Annotated in this window: 20 protein-coding genes and 2 pseudogenes; 2 read left to right on the top strand and 20 right to left on the bottom strand. The window is 36.6% G+C overall.

Annotated features, from left to right (window positions below; translation table 11 throughout):
* Window positions 1–10 precede the first annotated feature (10 nt).
* From FD20_RS09190 to FD20_RS09140, 11 genes are all read right to left on the bottom strand, one after another.
* Window positions 11–1,066: an Ldh family oxidoreductase gene (locus tag FD20_RS09190; protein WP_057737935.1), complete on the bottom strand. Its 1,056-nt coding sequence runs from the start codon at window positions 1,064–1,066 to the stop codon at window positions 11–13.
* A gap of 11 nt (window positions 1,067–1,077) precedes the next feature.
* The gene (locus FD20_RS09185; RefSeq protein WP_057737933.1) at window positions 1,078–2,118 is read right to left on the bottom strand and encodes an ABC transporter substrate-binding protein; all 1,041 of its coding nucleotides are present in this window, start codon (window positions 2,116–2,118) and stop codon (window positions 1,078–1,080) included.
* A 14-nt stretch (window positions 2,119–2,132) separates the two neighbouring features.
* Entirely contained in the window at window positions 2,133–2,879 is a 747-nt protein-coding gene (locus FD20_RS09180; RefSeq protein WP_187327353.1) for an ABC transporter ATP-binding protein, read from the bottom strand.
* 11 nt (window positions 2,880–2,890) lie between these two features.
* Window positions 2,891–3,889, bottom strand: coding sequence for an ABC transporter permease (locus FD20_RS09175; RefSeq protein ID WP_057737929.1), 999 nt, complete (start codon window positions 3,887–3,889; stop codon window positions 2,891–2,893).
* A gap of 14 nt (window positions 3,890–3,903) precedes the next feature.
* Window positions 3,904–5,064: a trans-sulfuration enzyme family protein gene (locus FD20_RS09170; protein ID WP_057737927.1), complete on the bottom strand. Its 1,161-nt coding sequence runs from the start codon at window positions 5,062–5,064 to the stop codon at window positions 3,904–3,906.
* A gap of 516 nt (window positions 5,065–5,580) precedes the next feature.
* Window positions 5,581–6,711 carry a 5-methyltetrahydropteroyltriglutamate--homocysteine S-methyltransferase gene (locus tag FD20_RS09165; protein ID WP_057737926.1) on the bottom strand — a complete coding sequence of 377 codons (1,131 nt, stop codon included), beginning with the start codon at window positions 6,709–6,711 and terminating at the stop codon, window positions 5,581–5,583.
* Window positions 6,712–7,180: 469 nt separating this feature from the next.
* Entirely contained in the window at window positions 7,181–7,684 is a 504-nt protein-coding gene (locus FD20_RS09160) for a phosphatidylglycerophosphatase A (RefSeq protein ID WP_057737924.1), read from the bottom strand.
* A gap of 281 nt (window positions 7,685–7,965) precedes the next feature.
* Entirely contained in the window at window positions 7,966–9,354 is a 1,389-nt protein-coding gene (locus FD20_RS09155; RefSeq protein WP_057737922.1) for a glycoside hydrolase family 32 protein, read from the bottom strand.
* A gap of 142 nt (window positions 9,355–9,496) precedes the next feature.
* Entirely contained in the window at window positions 9,497–9,985 is a 489-nt protein-coding gene (locus tag FD20_RS09150; RefSeq protein WP_057737920.1) for a PTS sugar transporter subunit IIA, read from the bottom strand.
* 11 nt (window positions 9,986–9,996) lie between these two features.
* Window positions 9,997–11,511: a glycoside hydrolase family 32 protein gene (locus FD20_RS09145; protein WP_057737918.1), complete on the bottom strand. Its 1,515-nt coding sequence runs from the start codon at window positions 11,509–11,511 to the stop codon at window positions 9,997–9,999.
* A 33-nt stretch (window positions 11,512–11,544) separates the two neighbouring features.
* Window positions 11,545–12,996 carry a PTS transporter subunit EIIC gene (locus FD20_RS09140; protein WP_057737915.1) on the bottom strand — a complete coding sequence of 484 codons (1,452 nt, stop codon included), beginning with the start codon at window positions 12,994–12,996 and terminating at the stop codon, window positions 11,545–11,547.
* 142 nt (window positions 12,997–13,138) lie between these two features.
* Between FD20_RS09140 and FD20_RS09135 the strand changes: the two genes are divergently transcribed.
* Window positions 13,139–13,978 carry an AraC family transcriptional regulator gene (locus FD20_RS09135; RefSeq protein WP_057737913.1) on the top strand — a complete coding sequence of 280 codons (840 nt, stop codon included), beginning with the start codon at window positions 13,139–13,141 and terminating at the stop codon, window positions 13,976–13,978.
* A 495-nt stretch (window positions 13,979–14,473) separates the two neighbouring features.
* Here the strand turns inward: FD20_RS09135 and FD20_RS09130 are convergent, their stop codons facing one another.
* The 9 genes and pseudogenes from FD20_RS09130 to FD20_RS14110 all read right to left on the bottom strand — a co-directional run.
* Entirely contained in the window at window positions 14,474–14,905 is a 432-nt protein-coding gene (locus tag FD20_RS09130; protein WP_057737911.1) for a hypothetical protein, read from the bottom strand.
* A gap of 173 nt (window positions 14,906–15,078) precedes the next feature.
* A complete protein-coding gene (locus tag FD20_RS09125; RefSeq protein ID WP_057737909.1) occupies window positions 15,079–16,296 on the bottom strand; it encodes an oligosaccharide MFS transporter in 1,218 nt (405 codons plus the stop codon).
* 219 nt (window positions 16,297–16,515) lie between these two features.
* On the bottom strand, window positions 16,516–16,785 hold the full coding sequence (locus FD20_RS09120) for a DUF3781 domain-containing protein (RefSeq protein ID WP_235807750.1): 270 nt from the start codon (window positions 16,783–16,785) through the stop codon (window positions 16,516–16,518).
* A gap of 114 nt (window positions 16,786–16,899) precedes the next feature.
* Window positions 16,900–18,474 carry a TIGR03766 family XrtG-associated glycosyltransferase gene (locus tag FD20_RS09115; protein WP_057737908.1) on the bottom strand — a complete coding sequence of 525 codons (1,575 nt, stop codon included), beginning with the start codon at window positions 18,472–18,474 and terminating at the stop codon, window positions 16,900–16,902.
* A 14-nt stretch (window positions 18,475–18,488) separates the two neighbouring features.
* Window positions 18,489–18,860 (bottom strand): 6-carboxytetrahydropterin synthase, encoded by a 372-nt coding sequence (locus FD20_RS09110; RefSeq protein WP_057737906.1) that lies wholly within the window; start codon window positions 18,858–18,860, stop codon window positions 18,489–18,491.
* 3 nt (window positions 18,861–18,863) lie between these two features.
* A complete protein-coding gene (locus tag FD20_RS09105; RefSeq protein ID WP_057737904.1) occupies window positions 18,864–20,201 on the bottom strand; it encodes a TIGR03111 family XrtG-associated glycosyltransferase in 1,338 nt (445 codons plus the stop codon).
* Complete coding sequence (gene xrtG / locus FD20_RS09100; RefSeq protein WP_057737902.1) at window positions 20,198–20,818, bottom strand: exosortase family protein XrtG; 621 nt, start codon at window positions 20,816–20,818, stop codon at window positions 20,198–20,200. Before xrtG ends, FD20_RS09105 begins: the two co-directional genes overlap by 4 nt.
* Entirely contained in the window at window positions 20,815–22,122 is a 1,308-nt protein-coding gene (locus FD20_RS09095; protein WP_057737901.1) for a Firmicu-CTERM sorting domain-containing protein, read from the bottom strand. The genes xrtG and FD20_RS09095 overlap by 4 nt, the downstream gene beginning before the upstream one ends.
* Window positions 22,123–22,830: 708 nt before the next feature.
* A pseudogene (locus tag FD20_RS14110) lies at window positions 22,831–22,908 on the bottom strand (hypothetical protein); the annotation flags it as partial.
* A 40-nt stretch (window positions 22,909–22,948) separates the two neighbouring features.
* On the opposite strand from FD20_RS14110, the pseudogene FD20_RS13725 reads away from it, so the two are divergent.
* Window positions 22,949–23,698: pseudogene (locus FD20_RS13725) on the top strand (MSCRAMM family adhesin SdrC); the annotation flags it as partial.

The raw sequence follows: 23,698 nt of genomic DNA, 5'->3' as shown, positions 1-23,698 counted from the left end.
CCTCCCTAAATTAAAAATCTATTTCCAAAGCGGCACAGATTTTTCTAACTTCTTTCAAAGTTTCAACATCTAAATCAATCCCATATTTGCTGTTTTGCTGCAAAGCAATTTGCTCTTTTTCTCCTGGAAGTGTAACTGGCTTCCCATCAACCGTCTCACTTTTCTTTATTCGTCCCAGCATATCCGACAAATGATTTTTAAACTGTTTTAGGCTAATGAACAGCGTTGGATCAATAACCATAAAAAAATGGCTTATATCATGCTTCTTATTCCCTAAATCAGCTGCAATCGAGCCTTGTGCAAAAATTGAGGTCATAATTTCAACTATCAGTGAAATTGCAAAACCTTTGTAGTTACTGTTCGACTCTTCCAGTCCACCGATTGGAAGGACACCCCCTGCTCGATTTTCTTTAGTTAAATTATCCAAAACATTTTTGGGCTTTTTTTCTAGCTTTCCATCTTCAGCAACAGCCCACTCTCCTGGAATCTGCTTCTTTAATTTTTCTAAAACTTCGATTTTTCCCAAAGAAACAGCTGAGGTTGCTCCATCAAAAACAAAATCATTTTTCTTCATTGGAAAAGATACTGCAAAAGGATTGCTTCCCAAAAAAGGGGCTTTGCCCCCAGGCGGAACTAAAAGTGGGTTAGTACTAGTAGCAGCAAAGCCGATCAATTTAGACCGACTCGCCATTTCAGCATAATAGCCTGCCGCACCAAAATGATTTGAGTTTCTAACAGTAGCAAATGCAATCCCATTCTTTTTTGCCATTCTAATGATACGCTCCATCACTTCAATTGAAGCTAGTTGTCCCATGGCATGATGAGCATCGACAACAATGCAGTTTGGAGTTTGCCGTACTATTTGTATTGTTGCTTCTTGATTTATATAACCTGCCTTTATTTTCTTTTCATACATTTTTAAACGTTGGATTCCATGAGAATAGATTCCTCGCAAATCAGCATAACTAAGAACTTCTGTTATCAGACTCGCTTTCTTATTGCTAAAACCCCATCCAACAAAGATTTTAGTCAAAAGTTCGCTTTCATATTCTCCTTTGATTCTCACTAGCTTTCACCTTACTTTGTGTAGTAAGCACTTTTGACTAATTTATTAACATTCGTATTTTTCTTCAAAAATCCAGCTTTTTTCAACTGCTCCGCATAATATTTCAAATCTTCTTTACCAGATCCTTGTTTCAAGGAGAAGTGATAACTTTTAATTAAAGTAGTCACATTTTTCTTATTGACAAATTTTGTTTTTGCAACATACTTTTTATCTAGCAAAATATTTGTAGTTTCTGCTGGATGCGCGTCGATCCATTTTGCCGCCTCTTTGTATGACTTTACGATAGCTGCAGCTTTTTTAGGATTCTCTTTAACCAATTTTTGCGATAAATACAAGTAACAACAAGATCCACTCTTTTTCATGCCCATTTTTGCCATTGCGGTACTATTAGAACTATTATTATTATCAGCAATTACACGAAAATGACTTTGCTTTACAGCTTGATATGCATAAGGATCTACATTCGCAATTGCATCAACTTCCCCTTTTTCAGCTGCTTTGGTTAACAAATCATAATCATAGGTTTTCCAAGTAACCCCTGTTTTGGGATCAATTTTCGCATGCTGAAGCGCAATCGTTGCAACATATTGACCAGTGGACCCTTGACCAGGTGTTCCTATCGTCTTACCTTTAAGATCCTTCACGCTATGAATATTTGAATTTTTGGGTACAAGTACTTGAATACAGCCTTGGTGCAATCCACCAGCTGCTAAGATTTGAGCTCCATTTTGAATTGCTGGCAGATACTGAAAGTCACCATTTAATGCATCATATTTTCCACTTGAAAAACCAGCCTCAAGATCACCTATATTTGTTGGCTTTGCCACTAGGTTAGCTTTTATTCCATTTTTCTTAAAAAAACCTTTTTCATAGGCAATATAATTAGGAGCTCCGCAAATAGTTCCATTTTTTGCTGGAACGGTTATTGACCCATACTTATATTTAGAACTTGCTTTCACACTAGAACCATCAAAATTAAGCTCCGCAATCAACCCAATAATTGCCACTAAAATTACCGTAAAAGCTACACATACAACTCTTCCTTTTTTCATTGTCATCCCCCTTTTTATTCAAAACTAAGTATTTCTTGTAATTTTCTTCTTTGTTTTAAAAAATTGGTACTGTCTCTTTTTCGCGGAAAAGGCAGATCGTTTTTCACCACTTCTTTTACTCGTCCTGGATGAGGAGTCATTACCAAAATTTTTTGACTCAAGTAAATTGCTTCATCAATGTCATGCGTAACTAAAATCATAGTTGTCTTGGTATCACGCCAAAGTTTGAAAACAATATTCTGAACATCAGCTCGAGTAAACGCATCTAAAGCCCCCATCGGTTCATCAAGCAACAGCAACTGTGGCTGCAAGATAAGTGATCTTGCTAAAGCAGTTCGTTGTGCCATTCCTCCAGATACTTGACTAGGATACGCATTTTCAAAGTTTTGAAGTCCCATAATTTCAATAAAGTGTTTGACTAGATTTCGGTCGAAATTTCTTCCTTGGACAGCTTCCAAGCCCAAACTAATATTTTTTTCAATTGTTTCCCACGGATACAATCCCCCATTTTGAAAAACATAACCTCGAGACACGTCAGGCTTTACGATTCTTTCCCCTGCCACTGTAACTTGTCCTTCTTCAGGTCTATCTAATCCTGAAATAAGACGTAAAAGAGTTGTTTTACCGCATCCAGAAGGTCCAATAATTGATAAAAATTCTCCTTTTTCAACCGAAAAATTTATGTTATCTATAATTTTTAATTTTTTGTTATTGTTATTCAGCAGTTCCCTAGTGATATTCTTTACGTCCAAAAAAGCCAAATTCATCCCTCCTAATTCACTGTGGGTCTCCAACGTAAAGCTGTTCCTTGCAATTTATTTATAACAATAAAAATACAAGAAAATAAAATTGCCATAATTGTAATAGCAGCATATACCTGAGTATAGTTTCCTGTTCCTTTGGCCCAATTTATGTACCAGCCTAGGCCAACCCTCGCTCCAACCATTTCTGAAATTACCAGCATTGTGAAGGAAAGCCCAGTTGCTGTAAAAATGCCGACAAAAATATTAGGCAGTGCCCCTGGTATAACAACTTTTCTGATGATTCTAATTTCGTTAAATCCTAAAGTATGTGCTGCTTCAAAGTAAGTAGGTGAAATGTTCTCTACACCACCTTTTGTCATAAACGCAACTGGGAACCAAACGGAGAGGACGATCAATGAAATTTCGGCTAAATAACTGGTCGGAAAAATTACCATTGTCAGGGGCATCCAAGCTGCTGCAGGAATTATACCGATAACTTTTAGAAACGGAAGGGACCAATAATTGAATTGTCGATACCTACCTATCAAAATTCCAAGTACGATCCCAATCAATGTTCCGAATGCAAAACTAAGCGACCATAACAGCAAAGAGGCTCCTGTTGATTGTAAAAGTAAGCTTTTATCCTCATTTATTTGATCCAAAACTTGTGCAAAACTCACGAAATAAGGTAAAGAAAAAATACTGAATTTTTCTGTTAACAAATCCTGAACGCATAATAAAATTCCAAGTATAAAATTTAATTGAGCAAAATGTCCTCCAAACAGCCTCACTTTTAAACTGAAATAATGACCTCCAAGATAGATAAAAACTAAATAAATTAGATAACATCCTAAAAAAATACGGTAGCTTCCATTATTGACATTTTCTTTTGAACTGATAAATACGTTTTCCAGTAGTGCAACAAGAACAGAGAGAATACTGAAAAAATTCCATTTTATATTCCAACTTTTCCAGTATTTTTTTTCGCTAGTATTCGAACTATTTTCTCGCTTTTTACTAAAAGACATTATTTCACCTTCTGTCACACTTCTTTTTGGTAATTAAGTAAATCCAAGCCTTGTTTAAGATCGTTAATCAGATCATTGGGCGACTCAATCCCCACCGATAATCTAATTAACTGCGATGTAATACCGATTTCTCTTTGCTCATCTTCTGACATTTCAGCATGTGTCATTTTATACGGTAATTCGATCAAACTTTCAACGGCACCTAAACTAACTGCTAATTGAATCAGATTTAGACTTTCAACAAACTTAGTCGTATCTAAACCATTTTGGAGCTCAAAAGAAACAATCCCGCCATAACCGCTGGTTTCAAGACTTGCAACTTGATAATCCTTAGTTCCGGGAATCCCTGGATAATAAATACTTTTGATTTCGTCTCTGCCTTGCAGAAATTCAACAATTTTTGCAGTATTGCTCAAATGACGATCCAGTCTGACTGCTAATGTTTGAATTCCGCGACGAATTAAATTTGAAGATTCTGGAGATAAAACAGCACCAATTCCATTTTGATTAAAATAGATCCGCTCTGCTAACTCTTGCTTTTTAGCAACCACGATTCCCGCAACTACATCTGAATGTCCGCCTAAATACTTCGTTGCGGAATGAACCACTATATCAGCCCCTAATTTCAATGGCTGCTGCAAATATGGTGTTAAAAATGTATTATCAACAATCGTTAATAAATTATTTTTTTGAGCTATTTTAGCAACTTCACGAACACTAGTTACTCGCAGCAATGGGTTAGAAAAAGTTTCAAAATAGATGGCTTTCGTGTTTGTTTTAACCGCATTTTTTACCTGCTCAAGATCTTGTGTATCAACAGCTGTAAACTCTAATTGCCATTTTTTGAAAAATTGATTGATCAATCGAAAAGTTCCGCCATAAACTGTATCACCGATTATAATGTGATCTCCTGGTGAAAAAATTGACAGCACTGCATGAATCGCTGACAACCCTGATGCAAACGCAAATCCTTGATAACCGCCTTCTAACTGCGCTAGTTGATCTTCCAAATAAGCACGAGTCGGATTGCCAGATCTTGCATAATCCCAGCGCACTTTCGCATCAACTTTTGGAAAGATGTAGGTTGATGAATTGTAAATTGGAATATTAACCGCCCCTGTTGTATTATCGTTTTGTTTTTTCCCGTGAATTAGCTTAGTATCGAATTCTGACATTTTTATAATTCCTTTCTGAAATTAAATTAAAATTGATTTATTAAATTTATAGTGAGTTAATAAAATATCTGAAGCTACTTTCAATTGAAACTTGTCTTGAAACTCTATTCAAAAATAAGAAGCTTCAACTAACAATATAAAGTCCAGCTATCTTTTCCATTTCCACATTTTTTCTCCTTAAAAAACGCCCCGCAGTCATTTTTGACTACGAGGCGTTTGATCGCGTTACCACTCGTTCTTCGACAACTAAATTACTTTAATCATCCTCGACAGGTCATATTTTGATAGCTATAACCCTGATCCTGTAACGGGAATTCCCGTTCAATGCTTGCCCAAAGCAGGTTCACACCAAATTTTTCTAAAAGACCATCTTCGCTTGTGCTTCCATTAACTATTCTCATCAACCTAGTCTCTCTGTGAATGGTGTTTGCAAGTTACTCATCTTTTTAATTTGTAATTATTGAAATTCATTGTATTGTTCTAATTAATTGTAACCAATTATTATTAGCTTTTTTATTATTTCCAAATCTTGTTTGCAGTTTCAATAACTAATTCAATTTTGTCCCATTGCTGCTGCTCAGTTAACTTATTGCCCTCTTCAGTCGAAGCAAAGCCACATTGTGTACTCAAGGACAAGTGTTCTAGTGGAACAAATTGGCTGGCTTCTTTAACTCGGTTAACTAAAGTTTGGGGATCTTCCAGTTCTGGGCGCTTGCTGGTAACTAATCCAAGCACAACATCTTTGCCCAATGTCACTTTAGCCAGCGGAGCAAAATCACCAGAACGGCTATCATCATACTCTAAATAATAGGCCTGAACATTTTCACGAGAGAACAAATAATCAGCAATCGGTGCATAGCCACCTGAAGCAGCCCAAGTTGAATGATAGTTACCGCGACAAACATGTGTGCTGACCCGTAAATCCTTAGGTAAATCAGTCAAAGCTGCGTTATTAACTTTCAAATACAATTCAGCAAGTTTTTCACGGCTAAAACCTTCTTGAATACGTTTAGACCAATAGTTATCATCAACAACCATCCCCCAGGTACAGTCGTCAAATTTAACATCACGACACCCAGCATCATACAAAGCAATCAACAGATTATGATATGCTTTACCTATATCAGCAATCAGCTCTTCCTCATCAGAGTAGTACTTCTTAATCGCCTGACGATTTTTTTCACCGCGAATTAACTCTGCATACAATTGTGCAGGTGCTGGAATACTCTGACGCGTAGTAACTTCTGCATCATCACCAGTCAGCTCATGTAAAAATTTATAAGCTGCTAGATCGGGATGCTGCGGATTAAACGTAATCTTGCCGGCAACTTGAGCCGAATCAGCTCTCGTCTCTTCATCATGGAAAAAGTAACCATGCTCCGGTTTTGTATGCTTAATACCATTAAATCCCCAAAAGGTGTCTAAATGCCAATAACTGCGGCGAAATTCACCATCAGTTATGATCTTTAAACCGTGCCTTTTTTCTTTAGCTACTAAATCTCTAATTGCTTGATCTTCTGTTTGACGCAATTGTTCGGCCGAGATCTTGCCTGCTTTTAAAGCTTCACGTGCTTGTTTTAACTTAGTTGGTCTTAAAAAACTACCTACGATATCATAATGTAATTTTGTTGCTGTTGCATTTGTCATTTAAAATTCCACCTTTTCCCTTTAGTTAGCTAAATAATTAGTTCCTAACGATCGATCATAAACCCTTTCTACAATTCTAAAACAACAAAAAAGCCCCCTGCTGGCCACTATTAGTGACTGGCAAGGGGCGAGAATAGTTCCGCGGTACCACCCTTTTTTGCATCAGAAGAACTGATGCCTCAACGATACTTAAATATATCTGGGAAAGTAACGGTTCCTACCGAACATCCAGCTTGCACCACATGTTTCCATTTCAAAGCTCATCTTCACAGCCCCAATCAATCTCCGTTTTCAGCTTAAGCGGATTCTCTGTAAATGATTGCGACAGTTACTCTTCTTCTCAAAAGATCAAAAATTAAATTTTGATTAATAATGTTGTTTGTATTCTAATCTTCAACAAAGATTCTGTCAAGGTTATTTTGAAAAAAGATTGATTCTTTTATTTTTCTTGATTCGAACATTTACAGCCTTAAGCATGTGCGTGTGCAATTTTTGCTCCAGCTGCAGCCGCTACTGCGGCAATAATATCATCTAAAAAAGTATTAACACTGCCATCTGTTGTTGTATCCAATTTTTTAAGAATTCCATGTTTTTCCTTGTCCAGATAACCGAAATTGGTTGTAGCGATTTTGCCATAAATACCCGAAATTCCACCTTCGGCCAGTAGTTCATCAACACCAAAAACACCGCTATCTTTTTCAATAATGCTTTGCAACGGCTCAGGCAACTGATGATCAGCAGCAAACTGGTCCAAGACAATGCCGACCATGGCATTATTTAGTACTTCTCGTTTATGCAAAACATCAATCACGGCCTTTTGAACTTCTTCGAGTGTCAGGTCAGGAATATAACTGCGCTGGATATTGTAGGTAATAGATGCAATATCATCTGCTTCTACCCCTTTAGATGAAAAATAATCAGTTACAAATTTATAAGATGCCTTATCTGGAAATTTAAATTTTGGATCATTCATTCGATCTTACCCCTCTCTACTTGAAACTCACACTGTCTATTCTAAAGTAAATAATCATTTTATTCAAAAAGGAATGTAAATTATCATCGGCAATAGTTGAAAAAACTGAAAACAAAATTCACTAATCTTCTGCACAAAAAAGCCAATCAGAAACTGAATGAAAACAATCTCTAAATGGCTATGCTCTTTAATTACACTTAACTTGCTACTGTCTGATTTTGAAGCAAGACCTTTTGCTTATTGGACAACAAATGCATTTAAGTTTTTTACTGATAAAAATCTTACTGATTTTCCTTTAAACAATAAACATTCAACTGCTGCCTAATCAGATTCTCTGAACTAAAATTAAAATTTAGTCCGCCTTCTGCATAAAAGCGTTCGCTAAAACTACTTTCTCCACCATTAATAAAAAGTTCAATAGAGGAACTGTCGACATATATTTTCAGCTTTAATTGCTGCATCAAGCTTAAAGGGGCCTGCCGTTCTCCATCTTCTCCCATTCTTCGCAAATAAGCTTTTCGTTCTTGTGGGTTAAATTCAATTGTAAGAATTTGTTTTTTAACTTTATCACTCAGTTTGAAATAAATACTTGTCTTAGAATTTGCCCAACCAAGATCTGCATTGATCTCTAATGCGTGCGAACTGCTTTTAAAAATAATTTCCTTGCTGAGTTTGTTTTGCGTAAATAACAACTTGCTCCTGAGTCCCTTTAGTTCTGCTATCGGAAATGCATACAATCTATCCCCATGCATTGTCAACTCACGCGGGATCGTCATTGTTCCTGCCCAGCCATCTGATTGTTCCCGCATTTCTGTTTCCCACATGTCCATCCAAGCAAACATAATTCTTCTGCCATCCTCTGTCATACACGTTTGTGTTGCATAAAAATCATGCCCCGAATCCAGTTCATGGAATGCACTTTTGCTGTCTTTATCTTGATCAAGAATGAAGTATCCTGTCTGATGGATATTTTTGAACATTCCATGTTCTGCGTTGATCCCTTGTGGTGAGACTAGCAGAAGGTTTTTACCATCTAGTTCAAAATAATCTGGACACTCCCACATGTAGCCTTCGTTAGCAGTTGGATCTGCCGCCGTTAATACTTTCAGATAATCCCACTTGAACAAATCTTTAGAGCGATACAGAAGTACTCTGCCTTGTTTACTCTTATCCTGACTTCCTAATACCATATACCAAACATCTTTTTTGTGCCAGACCTTTGGATCTCTAAAATCATCACTATTGTCGTCTGGTGGCTTCGCAATTATCGGATTTCCATCGTACTTTTGAAAATGGAGTCCATCTTCACTGACTGCAATATTTTGATTCTGCCAAAATTTCTGCTGCCGTGTGCCTTCTACGTAATGATGACCAGTATATATCAGGTACATTTTATTATCTTTCACTACCGCACTTCCAGAAAAACAGCCATCCTTATCTTCAGGATTCCCAGGGGTTAATGCAACAGGACATTCTTCCCAGTGAACTAAATCCAAACTTCTGACATGACCCCAATGCATCGGACCCCATTCGGCACTGTATGGGTGATATTGGAAAAAGACATGATAGTAACCCTTGAAAAAGCATAATCCGTTCGGATCATTCATCCAACCCCGCGGTGGCATAATATGATAATTCTGACGATAACGTTCATTTGTTATAATATTCATGCTTGATTTCTCACACCCTCCGAATAAGTTAAACGGTTTTCTTGACAAGTCAAAACGCGCGACACATCAAAAAGATATACGATATTAAATATAGTGATTGCCATTTCATCTTGTCAACAAATCAATTAAACTTTTTCAAAAATTACAAAAACATTTCTCCAACTTTCTCACCGGCAGCGAATTTTTCGTCAGACAACTGTAATTTTGAAATTTTATCATCTGAATTCGTTAAAACAACCATTACTTCACTGGCTAGACCTGCTTCGTCAATCTGTTTGAGATCCATGGAACCGATTTTATCTCCCGGTTTCAAAATATCACCGACTTTAACTACTAAGTTGAAAGGTTTTCCCTGCAAATTTACTGTATCTATACCCAAATGAATCAAAATTTCGACATCATTCGCCATTTTTAAGCCGATTGCGTGTTTAGTATCTGCTATCATCGTTATTTCAGCCGCTACAGGACTGACAATTTCTTCAGAAGTTGGAAAAACGACAAAACCGTCACCCATCATTTTTTGAGAAAACATTGCATCAGATGATTCTGTTATGGAACGAACTTGCCCTGCTATTGGCGTATACAAATGATTATCTGCTTCTAGAACAGATTTTTTTAAGAATTTAAACATACTCTTTCCTCCTATAAGTCCCAGATCTTGCCAACTAAATGACTTTTTCCACCTATACTTTGTGCAAAAATTTTTGTTTGTTCATCATTTGGAAAAATTCTTGCTGAAAAAACTACCTCACCTTTACCAATAAAAATTTCAACTGAAGAAACATCAATAAAAATATGAACACGAAGACTTCGTGCGAATTTGATTCGCCTTCTTCGTTCAACTCCATACTTTTCCGCAAAAGATATTCCGCTTTTCTTTCGGGAAAGCAGACAACATTGCTCATTTTTATCAATAATCAATCTAGTATGTTGTGAATTATCTTGATTTGCCCGTAAATCAAGCACAAATTTGTCTGCTGAACTTAGATCAACTTCAAAATCTAATTCTTGCGTTATATTTTCAGTAATGCTTAGCTCTGTCAGCCCATCAACAAGCACATATTTTTGAATTTCTTTTTTTCGTAATTTTTCCAATTCTTTAATTGGACGTTGCAATAACTTTTTATCTTTGACGATCAATTCACGCGGAATTGTTAAGCAACCAGAATAATGATATTTTGTGGTTGGATAGTCAATTTCAGAAATGCCAAACCACGCGAACATTATTCGTCGTCCATCCGGTGCCTCCAAAGTCTGTGAAGCATAGAAATCAAACCCTGCATCTAATTCATGAAATTTTCCATGCTTAAACTCAAGTGTGTCATAATCTAATGGCTCTCCGATAAAATAACCTGTTTGATAAATATTGTTATAATAATCATCCTCAGCGGACAGTCCCTGTGGACTGAAAAGTAATACTCCTCGCCCATTCAATTCAAAATAATCAGGGCATTCCCACATGTACCCTAAATATGGTTCATTAGTTTTTAGTTCGCCGTATTTTTGCCAGCTCGTTAAGTCACGACCTGCCGATTTAATAATTTTAGCTGTCCCCGTCAAATTTTTGCGCTGCGCACCTAAAATCGCATAATAATTATTATCGTGCATCCAAATTTTAGGATCACGGAGATGTCCAGTACAATCTGAAAAAGTATCGGTAATCAATGGTTTATCAATTTTCTTAAACTGGTTTTTCTGATCCATCCAAGCTCCAACTTGGTATGGTAATCGTCTCCAATCATCAGTTTGAGTATTGGCCCATGTATTACCAGTATACATGCAAAATAGTTTATCATCGACTGCAATCGCACTTCCAGAATAAGTACCATGTTTGTCCAAAGATGTATCACTTTCAATGGCTGGACCCATATCCTGCCAATTTACCAAATCAGATGAGATCAAATGATACCAACCATGATGCCAGATCGATGGATTTTGTTTAAAAGCTAAAGGTGTCCACTGATAGAATAAGTGATATTTCCCGTTAAAAAAACTGAGTCCATTTGGATCATTCAAGAAACCCGACTTGGCTTCGATATGAAATTTTTGTCGAAATGGACTAGCAGCTGTCAGCTTCTCCTCTTGTCTAACTATACTTTCAGGGACCTGGCTGATATGCTTGACCATATTCTTGAATTGTGCAGATTTGTTAACCATTCTCTTGTCCTCCATGCTAAGCCTATGCCTTAACTAGACAGCTTCATTTTGTTTTTTGGTGAAAAACTTTCCAATTATGATTGTTGCGATCATTCCAACCAAACATCCAATCAAATTCATTAAAATATAGTTCAAGTAACCGTTGTTTTGCGGTGCTGCAATTGCAATACCAGTCACCCCTGTTGTACCAAATGCAACAGCTGTGATTTGGGTTAAATAAGTATAGCCACCTGCTACAGCTCCACCGATACACCCTCCAATCAACGGATAGCGATTTTTAATGTTGATTCCGAATAAAGCAGGTTCAGATATTCCAAATAAAACGGAGAAGAAAGCTGAGACACCCACTTCCTGAGTTTTTTTATTTTTGCGGTTAAGCAGCATATATCCCAGAACTCCACCGCCTTGTCCCATTAAAGATCCTGAAAAGAGCGGATTTAGGAAATCATACTTCGTCGTAGCTATTAATTGTGCCTCAACTGCTCCAAACATATTATGCAGACCTGTAATAACAATTAATTGCTGAATACCGCCAAAAATAATATATCCAAAAATTCCAAACGCACTGGACATCCAAACCAAACCATTTGTGATCCAAGTTGAGAGCGCCACTCCGACTGGTCCGATCACCATAAAAAGCAGGAATGAGGCCACCAGGATTGTCAACATTGGGGCTAAGACGAATTGAATAACACCTGGAAGTTTCTTTTGAAAGAAGTTGTCTGTCTTTGCAACAACATACCCCATTATTAATGCCACAATAATTTGTCCACCAAAACTTGTCAGCGACAGATGCCAGCCAAAGATATTAGCAATCAAAGCTTTAGCAGCACCTGTTTGTACATCGGCCATCGATGGAAGACTTGAAGACATCATAACTGTTCCGATTGCCAACCCCATCACCGGTCGGCCACCATATCTTTTAGTAGCGGCATAACAAACCAGCAGCGGCAGCATTGCAAAAATTCCAGATGCACCTAGATTTATAATCACTGAAATACCACTTAAACCTGGTATTGCTTGAACCAATGACTGACTGCCAAATATTTTTTGTGTAAATAAATTATTGACACCGATTAAAATACCACCGGCTAAGATTCCTGGCAGAATATCTGAAAAGACACCCGTCAAATCATCAAGAAAACGCGAAAACCAGCTTTTTTCTTGTTTCGGGTCATCTGCAGCTTTCTCTGTTACATTATTCTCCGTACTTTGAGCAGGAATACCCGTATGTTGAATAAAAACGGAAGTCACTTCATCAACTAAACCTGCACCAAAAATAATTTGTAGCTGATTCCGGTTAATATTAACTCCTTTTACAAGGTCTAACTGAGAAATTGCATCAGTATTGACTTTGCTTGTATCTTTCAAGTTTATTCTAAGCCTCGTTGCACAATGAAACGCCTCAATAGCGTTATCTTTTCCTCCAATTGCTGGCAGAATACCATCAGAAATCTTTTCATAAGTTTCGCGTTCGTGTTTCATAAAATTACCCCCCGGTAAAATATTTAACTAAAATAAGAGCCTGCAGGATTTCTTAATATCTTTATTATAGAATTGTGAAAACGCTTATCATATGGTAAAATGTTGCATAAACATAGCGAAATAATGCAAGGAGATCATGTCAATGGTGCAATTTTATGGTTTTAACAACAAAGTTTATAATCCCTATCTGTATCTATCATCTGGCGGCAGCGATTTGGCCAAACCTATGCATACGTACGGGCCCGCTGGGAGAACGGGGTATATGATTCATTATGTTTCAGCTGGGAAAGGCTTTTTCACCAGCAATAACAAAAAATATACTTTAACTAAAGGTGCATTCTTTTTTATCGAACCGCAAAAAATTGTGACCATGTCCGCTGACAAGTACGATCCATGGACGACCCATTGGATTCGTTTTACCGGAAAATTGGCTATTGAGTATATGAAAAGAATAAACATTAACCATACAAATCCAATCTTCTTTATTAGTGATCATCATGCGCAAATTATTCGCGATAAAATTTTTGAACTCTTAGAACTATCCCATATGGAACGCGAAAATGATCTTATCTACACATCCAAACTCCTGCAGATTCTAGATCAACTGCAAATAATGTACCCTAAAAATTTACAAGAAGAACAAAACTCTTCTGACAAACTCTTTACAAAAGCTTTGCAATACATCCATAACAACTACGAAACTCCCATCACCATCAATGATGTTGTTGAATACATGTCGCTGGATCGTACTTATTTATATAAGATTTTTAAAAAGGTCATCGGTGTGGGGCCAAAAGAATATTTAACAAAATGCCGGATGCGCAAAGCCCGTGAATTATTGGAAACAACTGATGATTGGATCAATATTATTGCATACTCGTGCGGTTACTCTAACCCATTACACTTCTCGAGAGCCTTCAAACATTTCACTGGTCTTTCCCCTAGTATTTACCGTTCAAACAACAAACGGCTCTTGAAATAAAAAAATTATACTTGGTCGAATTGAACTTTATTCCTTTCACGCTCTACATAAAAAGAGCAGTTCCATTTTTCTTGGAACCACTCTTTGAATTCGTGTTTGGATACTATTTCAATTGATGTTCAGTATATTGAAACAGCTGATTAGCAAGTTTCAATAATTAAATATTTTTTTTAGATGTAGTTAATATTTAAGTTATTATGAAATTTTGAATTCTATCAAACGTGTTACAAGACTCCAAAATTCTTCCGTCTTGTGACTCTCTGCGAAACGAGGAAGAATTTGTGGTCAACGAAAGGCTACGATTTTCTTGACTATTAATTGATATAGTTACATCACCAGAAAGACAAATTGCCTAATTAGCGAATAATACTTTGATGCTCTAATGTTTTGAGAAACAAAATGATCAATTCTAATACTTGAAAAACTCAAAAATATACTTTGATCATGAGACATAGAACTTAATCAAAGCATACTTGCTACAAATTTTATAAGACTTTATTTATTATCTTTTTGGGTAGCTTTTTTAATTAATGCACCAACTTGTCCACTGATTTTCTCGTTCCAAACATTAAGTGCATATGCTGTAGGCCACATGTCGCCGTCATCCAAAATCGCATTATCATTGAAACCCAGTGTATTATAACGTGTTTTGAACTTAGATGCTGTTTGAAAAAACAATACTACCTTGCCATCATCATTAGCGTAAGCTGGCATTCCATACCATGTTTTAGGATGCAATTGCGGGGCTAATTTTTGCACAAGCAGATCTAATTGAGACGCGATGAAGGCTTCATTTTCAGGCATTTCAGCAATTTTTTCAAGTAGATCAGCAGATGGGTTCTTTTTTTTGCCTTGTTCATTTCTAATTTCCCGTGCACGTTCTCTCATAGCTTCTCTTTCAAAATCAGAAAAACTTTGTTTAACCATTAAATCCACATCCTTCACTTTTTAAATAACTATATCATGACTTTATTTTTTGGTCAGTTCTGGGAACCAGATTCTTGTTTTTCTTTCTCCGCTCTCTTCTTCACCTGGACTATGAACAAAGCCAAAAATATTTCTTTGAACACACGGCCATTGAACCTATTTAATCATTTCCTTTAAAAAACATGCGATTTTACATTTTTAGCATCAGATTTTTTTAACATAAAAAATGAAATAATATCGAAAAGTAATGCCAAGGCCCCTAATAAAATATAAGACTTTCTAAATCCAAATTGATCGTAGGCACTGCCGATTAGAATTGATAAAACAATCTGACCAAGTTGACGTGAAAATTGAAAACCGAAAAGATATAGGATTGATGACAAGCGTATTTCAAAATTCTCGTTAAGATATTTAAAAATAGCTACTAGAAATACCGGTATTTCGAATGCCTCAGCCAATTTCATAATAGCTAACAAGAGCGGTCCTGAAACAACCCCTGAAAGAATAATTCTAATTGACATGACGAGTCCCGCTAAAAGCAATGAATTCCTAGCCCCTATCTTGTTCACTAGTTTAGGTGCCGCAAACATCATTCCCGCTTCAAGAATCACTTGTAGTGAATTAACATATCCATATACTTGACTACCTTGAGCTTTTGAAGCAAACAAAGTATAAAAATAAGCCGCATACTGCTGATCGTATAAATTATATGCACAGGTCACTCCTAATGAGAAAAGCACCAATACCCAAAAATCTTTCAGCTTAAGTAATGCTCTTAAATCACCGAATGAGACTGATTGCGACTGCTTTAAATCTTCTTGACTAACATCAATCTTAGTCCCTAAAATAATTACCAGCATAATTACAGCTGAACCCGAGGCGATCCAATAATTGTAATCCGGATTAAGGGTAAAGAGTTTACCTGCAAAAAAGGTAATTGCTGCCCAACCTAACGAACCCCACATTCTGGCCCTTCCATATTCAAAACCATACTTCAAACTAATCTTTTGTGCATAGGATTCAAGTGCACTTGAACCAGCTTGAAATCCCACTCCAACATATGCCCCACCTATTAACGAACCAATTATCAGATTACTAGTTAACAATGCTCCATAGACATATATAAAAAAAGGCCCAGAAAAAGCCAGTAAAATCCCCAAAAAAATTAGTACATTTTTCTTTAAACCTAATTTGTCGAGAACATATCCATAAAGTGGTTGCGCCACAAGTGTTACTGCAGCATTTAGTCCAAAAACAATACCTGAATCGGTTCCATTTAACCCAATGGACTTGCTTAACCAAATTGAGTATAAAGAATAACATGCTGCAAAACTAACAAAGAAAAAGAAAAAATATGCACTAATCGCCCAATAAATTCTTCTTTCAAACATTACTCTACCCGCCTTATAATCATCTATTTGTAAGTGCTTTCGTTTAGACTATACGAACTTCCTAACTAAAGTCAAACAAATATTTGGCAACATTTTAATGGATAAAAGATTATATATTGCGTTTTTCCAACGATAAAAGACAGTTTTCATTCAACAAAATGATAACTAAATTTTACAAAAAAACAGTATGTTTCCACACATTACTGTTATCTTGAACTTTTAATGCATGCTATTGCAGTTTAAACTATCAGCGGTAATGATTCGATAATTATTAGCATTTACGGTAGCCCTTACACCGCTCTCATAATTACTGATATAAAAATTTTTGCCTTTATGTATAATTTGTGATGCTTCAAGAACAACTTGTTGAACCAATGACTCAATCTCACCATTTGAATAATTAGTTTTAAGTTTTTTATTAATACGTTGATAAACCCTTTTCGTATAGCAAACTCTTTTAGCAATAACCATTAGTTGCTCCTTATTCATAGTTTTTCTCCTTCAATATATCAGTATACAAAAATAAGACATGCTTTATATGTCTTGTCTTTAGATGGTGTTTACTATATTAGTCGATATCTTCTATCTTTGCTGAGATTCAGTTCACTTCTTCTCATTATTCAGATTTTTTTCAGAACTACCATTACGCAGAAAAGAAAATAATTCGTGAATAGTTTGAAGCGAGTGCTTAAACGTCAAGGCACCCATAATCAGAAAATACGGTAAAAATTGAATTAAATAGCGGCTTCGCCCGCCTTCAAAGATCAGAAGATATATAAAACCGCCGATCAGCGCTAAACGCAGCAATTGAACAAAGTTTCTTCGATCACGCCAGCCCAGAGCAATTATTCCCAGCAGAATGATCCACCACGTCTGTGCGGCAAACCGGAAATCACCTAAACGTGTTCCGTACAAATAAACAAACTGTTTTAGTTGTCCTGCAAAACCGATCTTCGTCGGGTTCGGGTCTTCAGTAATAAAGTGACCTTCCTTGACCCATGCAAAAGACCCATCAGCTGTATTGGCTTGATGCTTTTTAAAGAGAAAACCAGTATAGCCTAAAATGCCTTTGCTTTTTAAGCGTTTTGTCAGCATTTTTTTTGAATAAACAACACGAGCGGCTTTTGTTGGAATCTGAGCCATTGCAAGCGCATCATTAGGATTATACCCTCCGTCGCCTGAAACTCCCATACTTATGAAATGAATTGCTGGAATTGACCTTGACTGGTCGACCTGAATGTATTTTTGGTTTTTGATTTTCTGACTGATCATCTGATAACTGCCTAAAATTACTGCACTAGAAAAAAGAAGGCTGCACAGAGGATACCAACTGCGTGGTCTTTTTAATTTGAATTTTGACAAAGCAAACAATATCTCGCCTATTCCGATAGCAATCCCTCCAATGATAGCTGAAGGTTTGAGAAAGTACGCTGCAATCAGCAAAATACTGAAAGCCGCAATTGCGATAAGTCTTACGAAGAAATTAGTTCTCTTATGTCTCGCAATACAATAACACAGTAAATATCCTGAAACGATTGGGAGGACCCATGTATCTGTATAAGGAACAATAATCATTGGAAAAAGCAACAACCAACCGGCATGCAGATAAATAGCTGTAGCCAACCTTGAACGGTCAACAAGTGCTACGCTCAAAAGATTAAAAAACATCGATAAATCAACAAACAACAAGGTCAATAAATCAAAGAAAAGCCATGTTTTTGATGCAAACAATTGAACAAAAAAATTCTGCAATAGCAATAACGGCAAGTTATTGTAGTTAATACTATAATACGCTCTAATTTCTGCGCTGGTTCGATCAGTCAAAGCTTGATGAATCGCTCCCGCATCAAAACCGATTGCTGGATGAACAGTTAAAACAAAGACCAGCTGCCAGCAAATAACTAACAGCAACAAAATAATCGCAGACTTGATGCGTTGTTTTATAAAAATATATCGCAGAAATCGATTTATCTTTTTAAAAGTTTTGAAAGAAATCACAATAGCCCCAAAAACCATCAACCAAGCCGTCGTAAAAAAAGTTGTTCCAGCTCCTGTAATTTGATTATCGCCTAAAACAATATTAGGTGAAGTCAATGCAAAAAAGAATGTCAAAAAAATAAAAAAGCTGAATATAACTAATGTGCCATTACTCATTAATTTGAGAAATCGTTTAAACATTTTATCACCTTTTTCTAGTTACTGGATGTAATGCAATATGTTCTGGTGGGAGATTCACTCACTTCGAGACGTGTTAAATGAACATCAAGCTGATTTAAAGCAGGTATAATCAAGTGATATAGCCAGAGTGTAACATTCTCAACAGTTGGATTAAGTTCTTTAAAATCATCCAGTGTATTTAAAAAAGTTCCAGAAATGTTTTCAAACACTCCATTCAAAGCCTTTTCAATGTCGCTGAAAATAACTGTCTGTTTGCTTTGGCTGCTCAGTTCGCAGACAACCTCCCAAGTATGCATATGCTTTTGCCCGGTTCCATTCTCCCACCGGATCGCATGACTGGCATTAAAATAAGATTTTATCCTATAGCTGAAGTTAAGTTGTGACATAAATTACCTCCATTTGTTTTTTATTATCTTAATATCTTCTAAAAACTGTGCATACAAATTCTTAGTTTCCTGTTTAAAGCGAACTGTATTCCAACTGGACTTTCTTGTCATACTATTCAAGGTCCCGACCAAACGGAACCACGAGCAGATAAAGTTATAGAACGGGAGTGTAAAAATTACCCACCATGATGATCTGAAGAACGCTCGTTCCTTTGCAAATCCTCTCAAAAGCAGTAGAACACAGATATAGTTCAATAAACTAACACCAACATAAAGAAAATAAATAAGCAGATAAGACAGCAGCAGGATGACCCAAGAGTAGCCTAAAAAGAGCAGTATAATGCTGGCCGCTGACCAGATCAGCTTAGGAAATAGAAAAGTATGATCAAGCATCATCCGGCGTACTAAAAAGCCTTTGAAAAAAGATTTGAGCTTCAAATCATCAGCATTTTTATCTACTACCTCTAGTTCCCCTGTTTGCCAACGCTGCCGTTGAATATAGAGATCATCCAAACTATCGATTGGTTCAATATAAAAAATCGCATCGGAACAAATAGCTACTTTGTTTTTTAATCTGTCACGCATTTGAAATGTCATATCCGTGTCTTCACCGATTGTACCTGTATTATATAAGAATGTTTGGAGCAGATCATTTTTCCGAAAAGCAGAAAAAGCTCCTGACATGGTAAACAACCGATTATTACGCGATTCGATTATTCTGCCTGAAAGAAATGCCTGTGCGTATTCAAAATATTCATTGCGCTGCAGCAGCTTTAAGCTTCTTTTCTTGGAAGCTTTGATCATCTTTTTTTGCGGCAAAATTGTACCTGTAAGTGCGGCTAGTTCCGAATCATGCTCAAAGCGTAATACCATATTCATTAAAGCATTTTTTTCAAGAATACCGTCACTGTCAATATTGATAATATATGTTCCAATACTACTATAGATTGCTGAATTCAAAGCTTTGGCCTTTCCTTGCTCAGTCCGGATCAAGCGGAGATTCAAATTTGGAAATTCATTTTGCGCACGTTCATAGGCTGCAAAACTATTATCGGTACTTTTATTATCCGCTAAGATAATCTGAACCAAATCAGATGGATAAGTCGAATCGTTAACTGAGCGAATGCATTCAAACAATGTTGCTTCTGAATTATATACGGGAATAATCAGCGAAATAATCGGCAGTTTTTCTGGAACATTCAGCTTTGCTTTATGCCAATGTTGTGCAATTAGCCAGATGCTTGAGAAAAAAGCCGGTAAGATTTCAACAACTACCGGAATTAATGCCCAAGTAATCCAAAAGCCCATCTTAAAAAAAGTTAAATCTAACCAGTAACTCACTTCGACATTCTCCTTTTCCTTATCAGATGCTGTACCCAGTTTTTACAAGTGTAGTAGATGTTATGCGAAAGCTGCGAAGAGGTAAAAACCAAGTAATATAAGGCAATGACTAAAACATAGAAAACAAAGCGTCCAACCAATGAATGGGCAATGAAAAAAGACTGTCCACCATTAAAATGCACGATGATAATAATTAACAGCAACCGAATTACGTTGGCTAAGTAAATCCAAAAGACACCTAAAAGAGAAAAAAATAACTTTTCATAACGACTGTAAATTGGGAAGAAAAAAACCAGACTTAAAAAAGCCAAAGTTTCAATCACCCCCGAACATTCATAATCAATCACCATATTCACCGGTGAATTTGCATTGATAATGCTTATAATGCTGTATTTTGGCAGCGTACTGCTCATTTGTGTCAAGTTTCCGATCCAGCCGACACCTTTCATAACTGCTTGGGTAAAAAACCAAATCCAATAACGATTGCTGAATGCGATCAAGATAAAAAAGAGCCCCACACTCCCCCAAATGAATGAAAAAGCAGCAAGCTGTGTTCTCTTAAGCAAAGACAGGACATAAATCCAGATAACTATCCCGATAATTAAGTAAACACTCATTTAACTTTTTTCCTCCTGCTTTTATTATCAAATACACCGAATTTGTAAACAGAAAAGCCCGCAATCAATAGACCAGCCCCAGCTAAAATGAGCGGTCCAGTACTGCCACCAGTAACATTCACTTGTCCTGTCCACAAGTTTCGATTCGCTAACGCAATCGTTTGACCTGATGTATTTGAGCTTGCCTTCAATGCACTGAACGGGACTGCACATTCCAAAACATATGCTTCTCCCTCCACTGTTGATCCGTCTCCCATCTTCTGTGAGATCTTTTTCTTTGTAACTCCAACTTGATCGTTTAGTGTCACATATGAATTGTCCTTAGCATTATATATTCCGAGTTTCACTAATTTGGTCTGTCCTTCATCCAGATTAACAGTACTATTTCCGTTAAAATCAAGATAATAAGTAATGTTACCGACTGTCAGTTCATATCCTGCCGGCTGAAATGTGACGTATCCTCCAGATAACACCGGATGCATTTCAATGTAGAAATAAATATCCTTATCATCAGCTAACAGTGATACATTTTTGATGTTGTCGTTATCCCCTGTAATCTTCATTGCTGACTTCGTTTTATCATCCCAATCATTGAAACTTCCGTCAATTACGACGCCTAAGTCATTTGACTGATTATTCGGATTTGCTTGGGAAGATGATGACGACACCGAGCTCTGCGACTCAGATGATGTGTCTGAAACACTTGATGAACTGCTTGAATCTGTACTCGACGAACTGCTTGAACTTGAACTACTTGATCCTGCACTCGAACTTGCAGAATCAGAGCTGCTTTGGACAGAACTTCCGGTCACTGTCTGCGAACCCAAATTTGAATTTGCCAAAGTAGTTTTTTCGCTACCAGAAGACGATGCACCCAACTTTGAAAGTGAGAGAGTGAACTCACCATTTTGCTTTGAACCATCTTTTTTAATAATTCCTGTTCCAACATCTCCAAGTGATTGCCAACTGTTATTCATATCTCTGGCAGTGACTGTTAATTGTGAATCAGATCCAGTAAATACTAAATTATACGACTTGTTTCCTACTGTCAAAGTGTAGTTTTGTGTTGGAATTGAAATATCAGAATTGCCGCCATTATCAATATAGATCCATAAATCTTCATTGCCGACTGCCACAGCCCAGTTTCCCATATGATAATAACCCACTTGTGACTTACTGATGCTCTGCCAATCATTGAACTCCCCGTCAATTTTAATATCAGTCTGCTTATCGGCACGAGCACCATCCATTAGTAGCAAGAAACTGCCCAAGATCGTCAAAGCTATCAAAATCCACTTTCTCATTATCATTCTCCTTTCCACATCTGTAAGAACTTGGTTTATTTTATGAATGCTTGTTTTGTAGTCTAAAATGTATTATCTATTTTGCTTAGCCTTAATCATCTAATAAAACCGCTATATAAAAATTTACATCATACTATTTAATGATATAGTTTAAAATGAATATTAAACTATTAAAATAAATAGTTAGAATTAATCAAAATACATTTACATAAAAATAAAGATTCTTATTTTCATCATGTCTAAAGAATACTAACATAACTTAGAATGTTTTGAAAGTAAACACTTGCTATCTTTCACCAGGCTCTTGGATTGCCGCAAAATCCAAGCTAAATATAAGGGTAAAATATAACTCTTATAATAGATTTTATAGGTTATAAAATAATGTTCTTTTATTAGTTGTTTTTGCCAAAATCTATTACTATATGTTTAAATTCATTGTCATAAAAAGAAAAACCAAACTTAAATTATTGATTTTCACTAAAAAATTAACAATTATTTTTATACACATAAACGATAATATTTTACTCATTTAAAACATTATGAATTAAATGAATAATAAATATATTTACAAACCAAATATATACAATAAAAAAACCTGCTTAAAAGTCCACAAAAAAAAGAACCTAATTCAAAAATGAACTAGGTTCCCAAAATCAAACTGATAATATCTAAATTTTCATTCTATTTCTTAACTAACATTTCTATAAATCATTTTGATTTATTTTTCTTTTTCTTACCTTTCACACCTAGCAACGCGGTAGCTGTTAAAATAGCGGCCCCCAGGTAAGCAGCTTCATTAGAAGCTGTCTCACCTGTCTGTGGAAGCTTGTTTTCTTTTACTGGTTTGGTGTGTTTTTTACCTGATAAATCTGCTTTTTTGTATGCACCATTTGTACTGTTATGGAATAATCCATCTGTACTATTTGTACTGTCATTATTTGATCCACTTGTACTTGCGGATGCTGATTCGCTTGTACTTGTTGAGACTGAACCACTCATACTTGCGGATGCTGACTCGCTTGCACTTGCGGATACTGATTCGCTCGTGCTTGTTGATGCCGACTCACTCGCACTTGCGGAAGTTGATTCACTCGCACTTGTCGATGCCGATTCACTCGTACTTGTTGAAGCTGACTCGCTCGCACTTGCGGAAGCTGATTCGCTTGTACTTGTTGAGGCTGACTCGCTTGTACTTGTCGAGGCTGACTCGCTCGCACTTGTTGAAGCCGATTCGCTTGTACTTGCGGATGCCGACTCGCTTGCACTTGCTGAAGCCGATTCACTTGTACTTGTGGATCCTGACTCACTTGTGCTTGTCGAGGCTGACTCACTCGTACTTGCGGAAGCTGATTCGCTTGTACTTGTTGAAGCAGATTCACTTGCACTTGTGGAAGCAGACTCACTCGTGCTTGCAGATTCAGATTCACTGGAACTTCCTGAAGCAGACTCGCTTGTACTTGTCGAGGCTGACTCACTCGCACTTGCTGAAGTTGATTCACTCGTACTTGTTGATGCTAACTCGCTCGCACTTGTTGATGCCGATTCACTCATGCTTGTTGAGGCTGAACCACTCATA

The sequence above is a fragment of the Liquorilactobacillus uvarum DSM 19971 genome (assembly GCF_001434935.1).
Lineage (GTDB): Bacteria > Bacillota > Bacilli > Lactobacillales > Lactobacillaceae > Liquorilactobacillus > Liquorilactobacillus uvarum.
Note: the sequence above shows the minus strand (reverse complement) of the source record. Positions and strands in the feature narration are given on the sequence as shown.

Coding starts and splice junctions, on each gene's coding strand:
- FD20_RS09175 (WP_057737929.1), bottom strand. CDS start 3,889: ATGTCTTTTAGTAAAAAGCGAGAAAATAGTTCGAATACTAGCGAAAAA.
- FD20_RS09150 (WP_057737920.1), bottom strand. CDS start 9,985: ATGTTTAAATTCTTAAAAAAATCTGTTCTAGAAGCAGATAATCATTTG.
- FD20_RS09095 (WP_057737901.1), bottom strand. CDS start 22,122: ATGAGAAAGTGGATTTTGATAGCTTTGACGATCTTGGGCAGTTTCTTG.
- FD20_RS09115 (WP_057737908.1), bottom strand. CDS start 18,474: ATGTTTAAACGATTTCTCAAATTAATGAGTAATGGCACATTAGTTATA.
- FD20_RS09165 (WP_057737926.1), bottom strand. CDS start 6,711: ATGACAAATGCAACAGCAACAAAATTACATTATGATATCGTAGGTAGT.
- FD20_RS09110 (WP_057737906.1), bottom strand. CDS start 18,860: ATGTCACAACTTAACTTCAGCTATAGGATAAAATCTTATTTTAATGCC.
- FD20_RS09170 (WP_057737927.1), bottom strand. CDS start 5,064: ATGTCAGAATTCGATACTAAGCTAATTCACGGGAAAAAACAAAACGAT.
- FD20_RS09135 (WP_057737913.1), top strand. CDS start 13,139: ATGGTGCAATTTTATGGTTTTAACAACAAAGTTTATAATCCCTATCTG.
- xrtG (WP_057737902.1), bottom strand. CDS start 20,818: ATGAGTGTTTACTTAATTATCGGGATAGTTATCTGGATTTATGTCCTG.
- FD20_RS09145 (WP_057737918.1), bottom strand. CDS start 11,511: ATGGTTAACAAATCTGCACAATTCAAGAATATGGTCAAGCATATCAGC.
- FD20_RS09185 (WP_057737933.1), bottom strand. CDS start 2,118: ATGAAAAAAGGAAGAGTTGTATGTGTAGCTTTTACGGTAATTTTAGTG.
- FD20_RS09155 (WP_057737922.1), bottom strand. CDS start 9,354: ATGAATATTATAACAAATGAACGTTATCGTCAGAATTATCATATTATG.
- FD20_RS09160 (WP_057737924.1), bottom strand. CDS start 7,684: ATGAATGATCCAAAATTTAAATTTCCAGATAAGGCATCTTATAAATTT.
- FD20_RS09125 (WP_057737909.1), bottom strand. CDS start 16,296: ATGTTTGAAAGAAGAATTTATTGGGCGATTAGTGCATATTTTTTCTTT.
- FD20_RS09140 (WP_057737915.1), bottom strand. CDS start 12,996: ATGAAACACGAACGCGAAACTTATGAAAAGATTTCTGATGGTATTCTG.
- FD20_RS09120 (WP_235807750.1), bottom strand. CDS start 16,785: ATGAATAAGGAGCAACTAATGGTTATTGCTAAAAGAGTTTGCTATACG.
- FD20_RS09130 (WP_057737911.1), bottom strand. CDS start 14,905: ATGGTTAAACAAAGTTTTTCTGATTTTGAAAGAGAAGCTATGAGAGAA.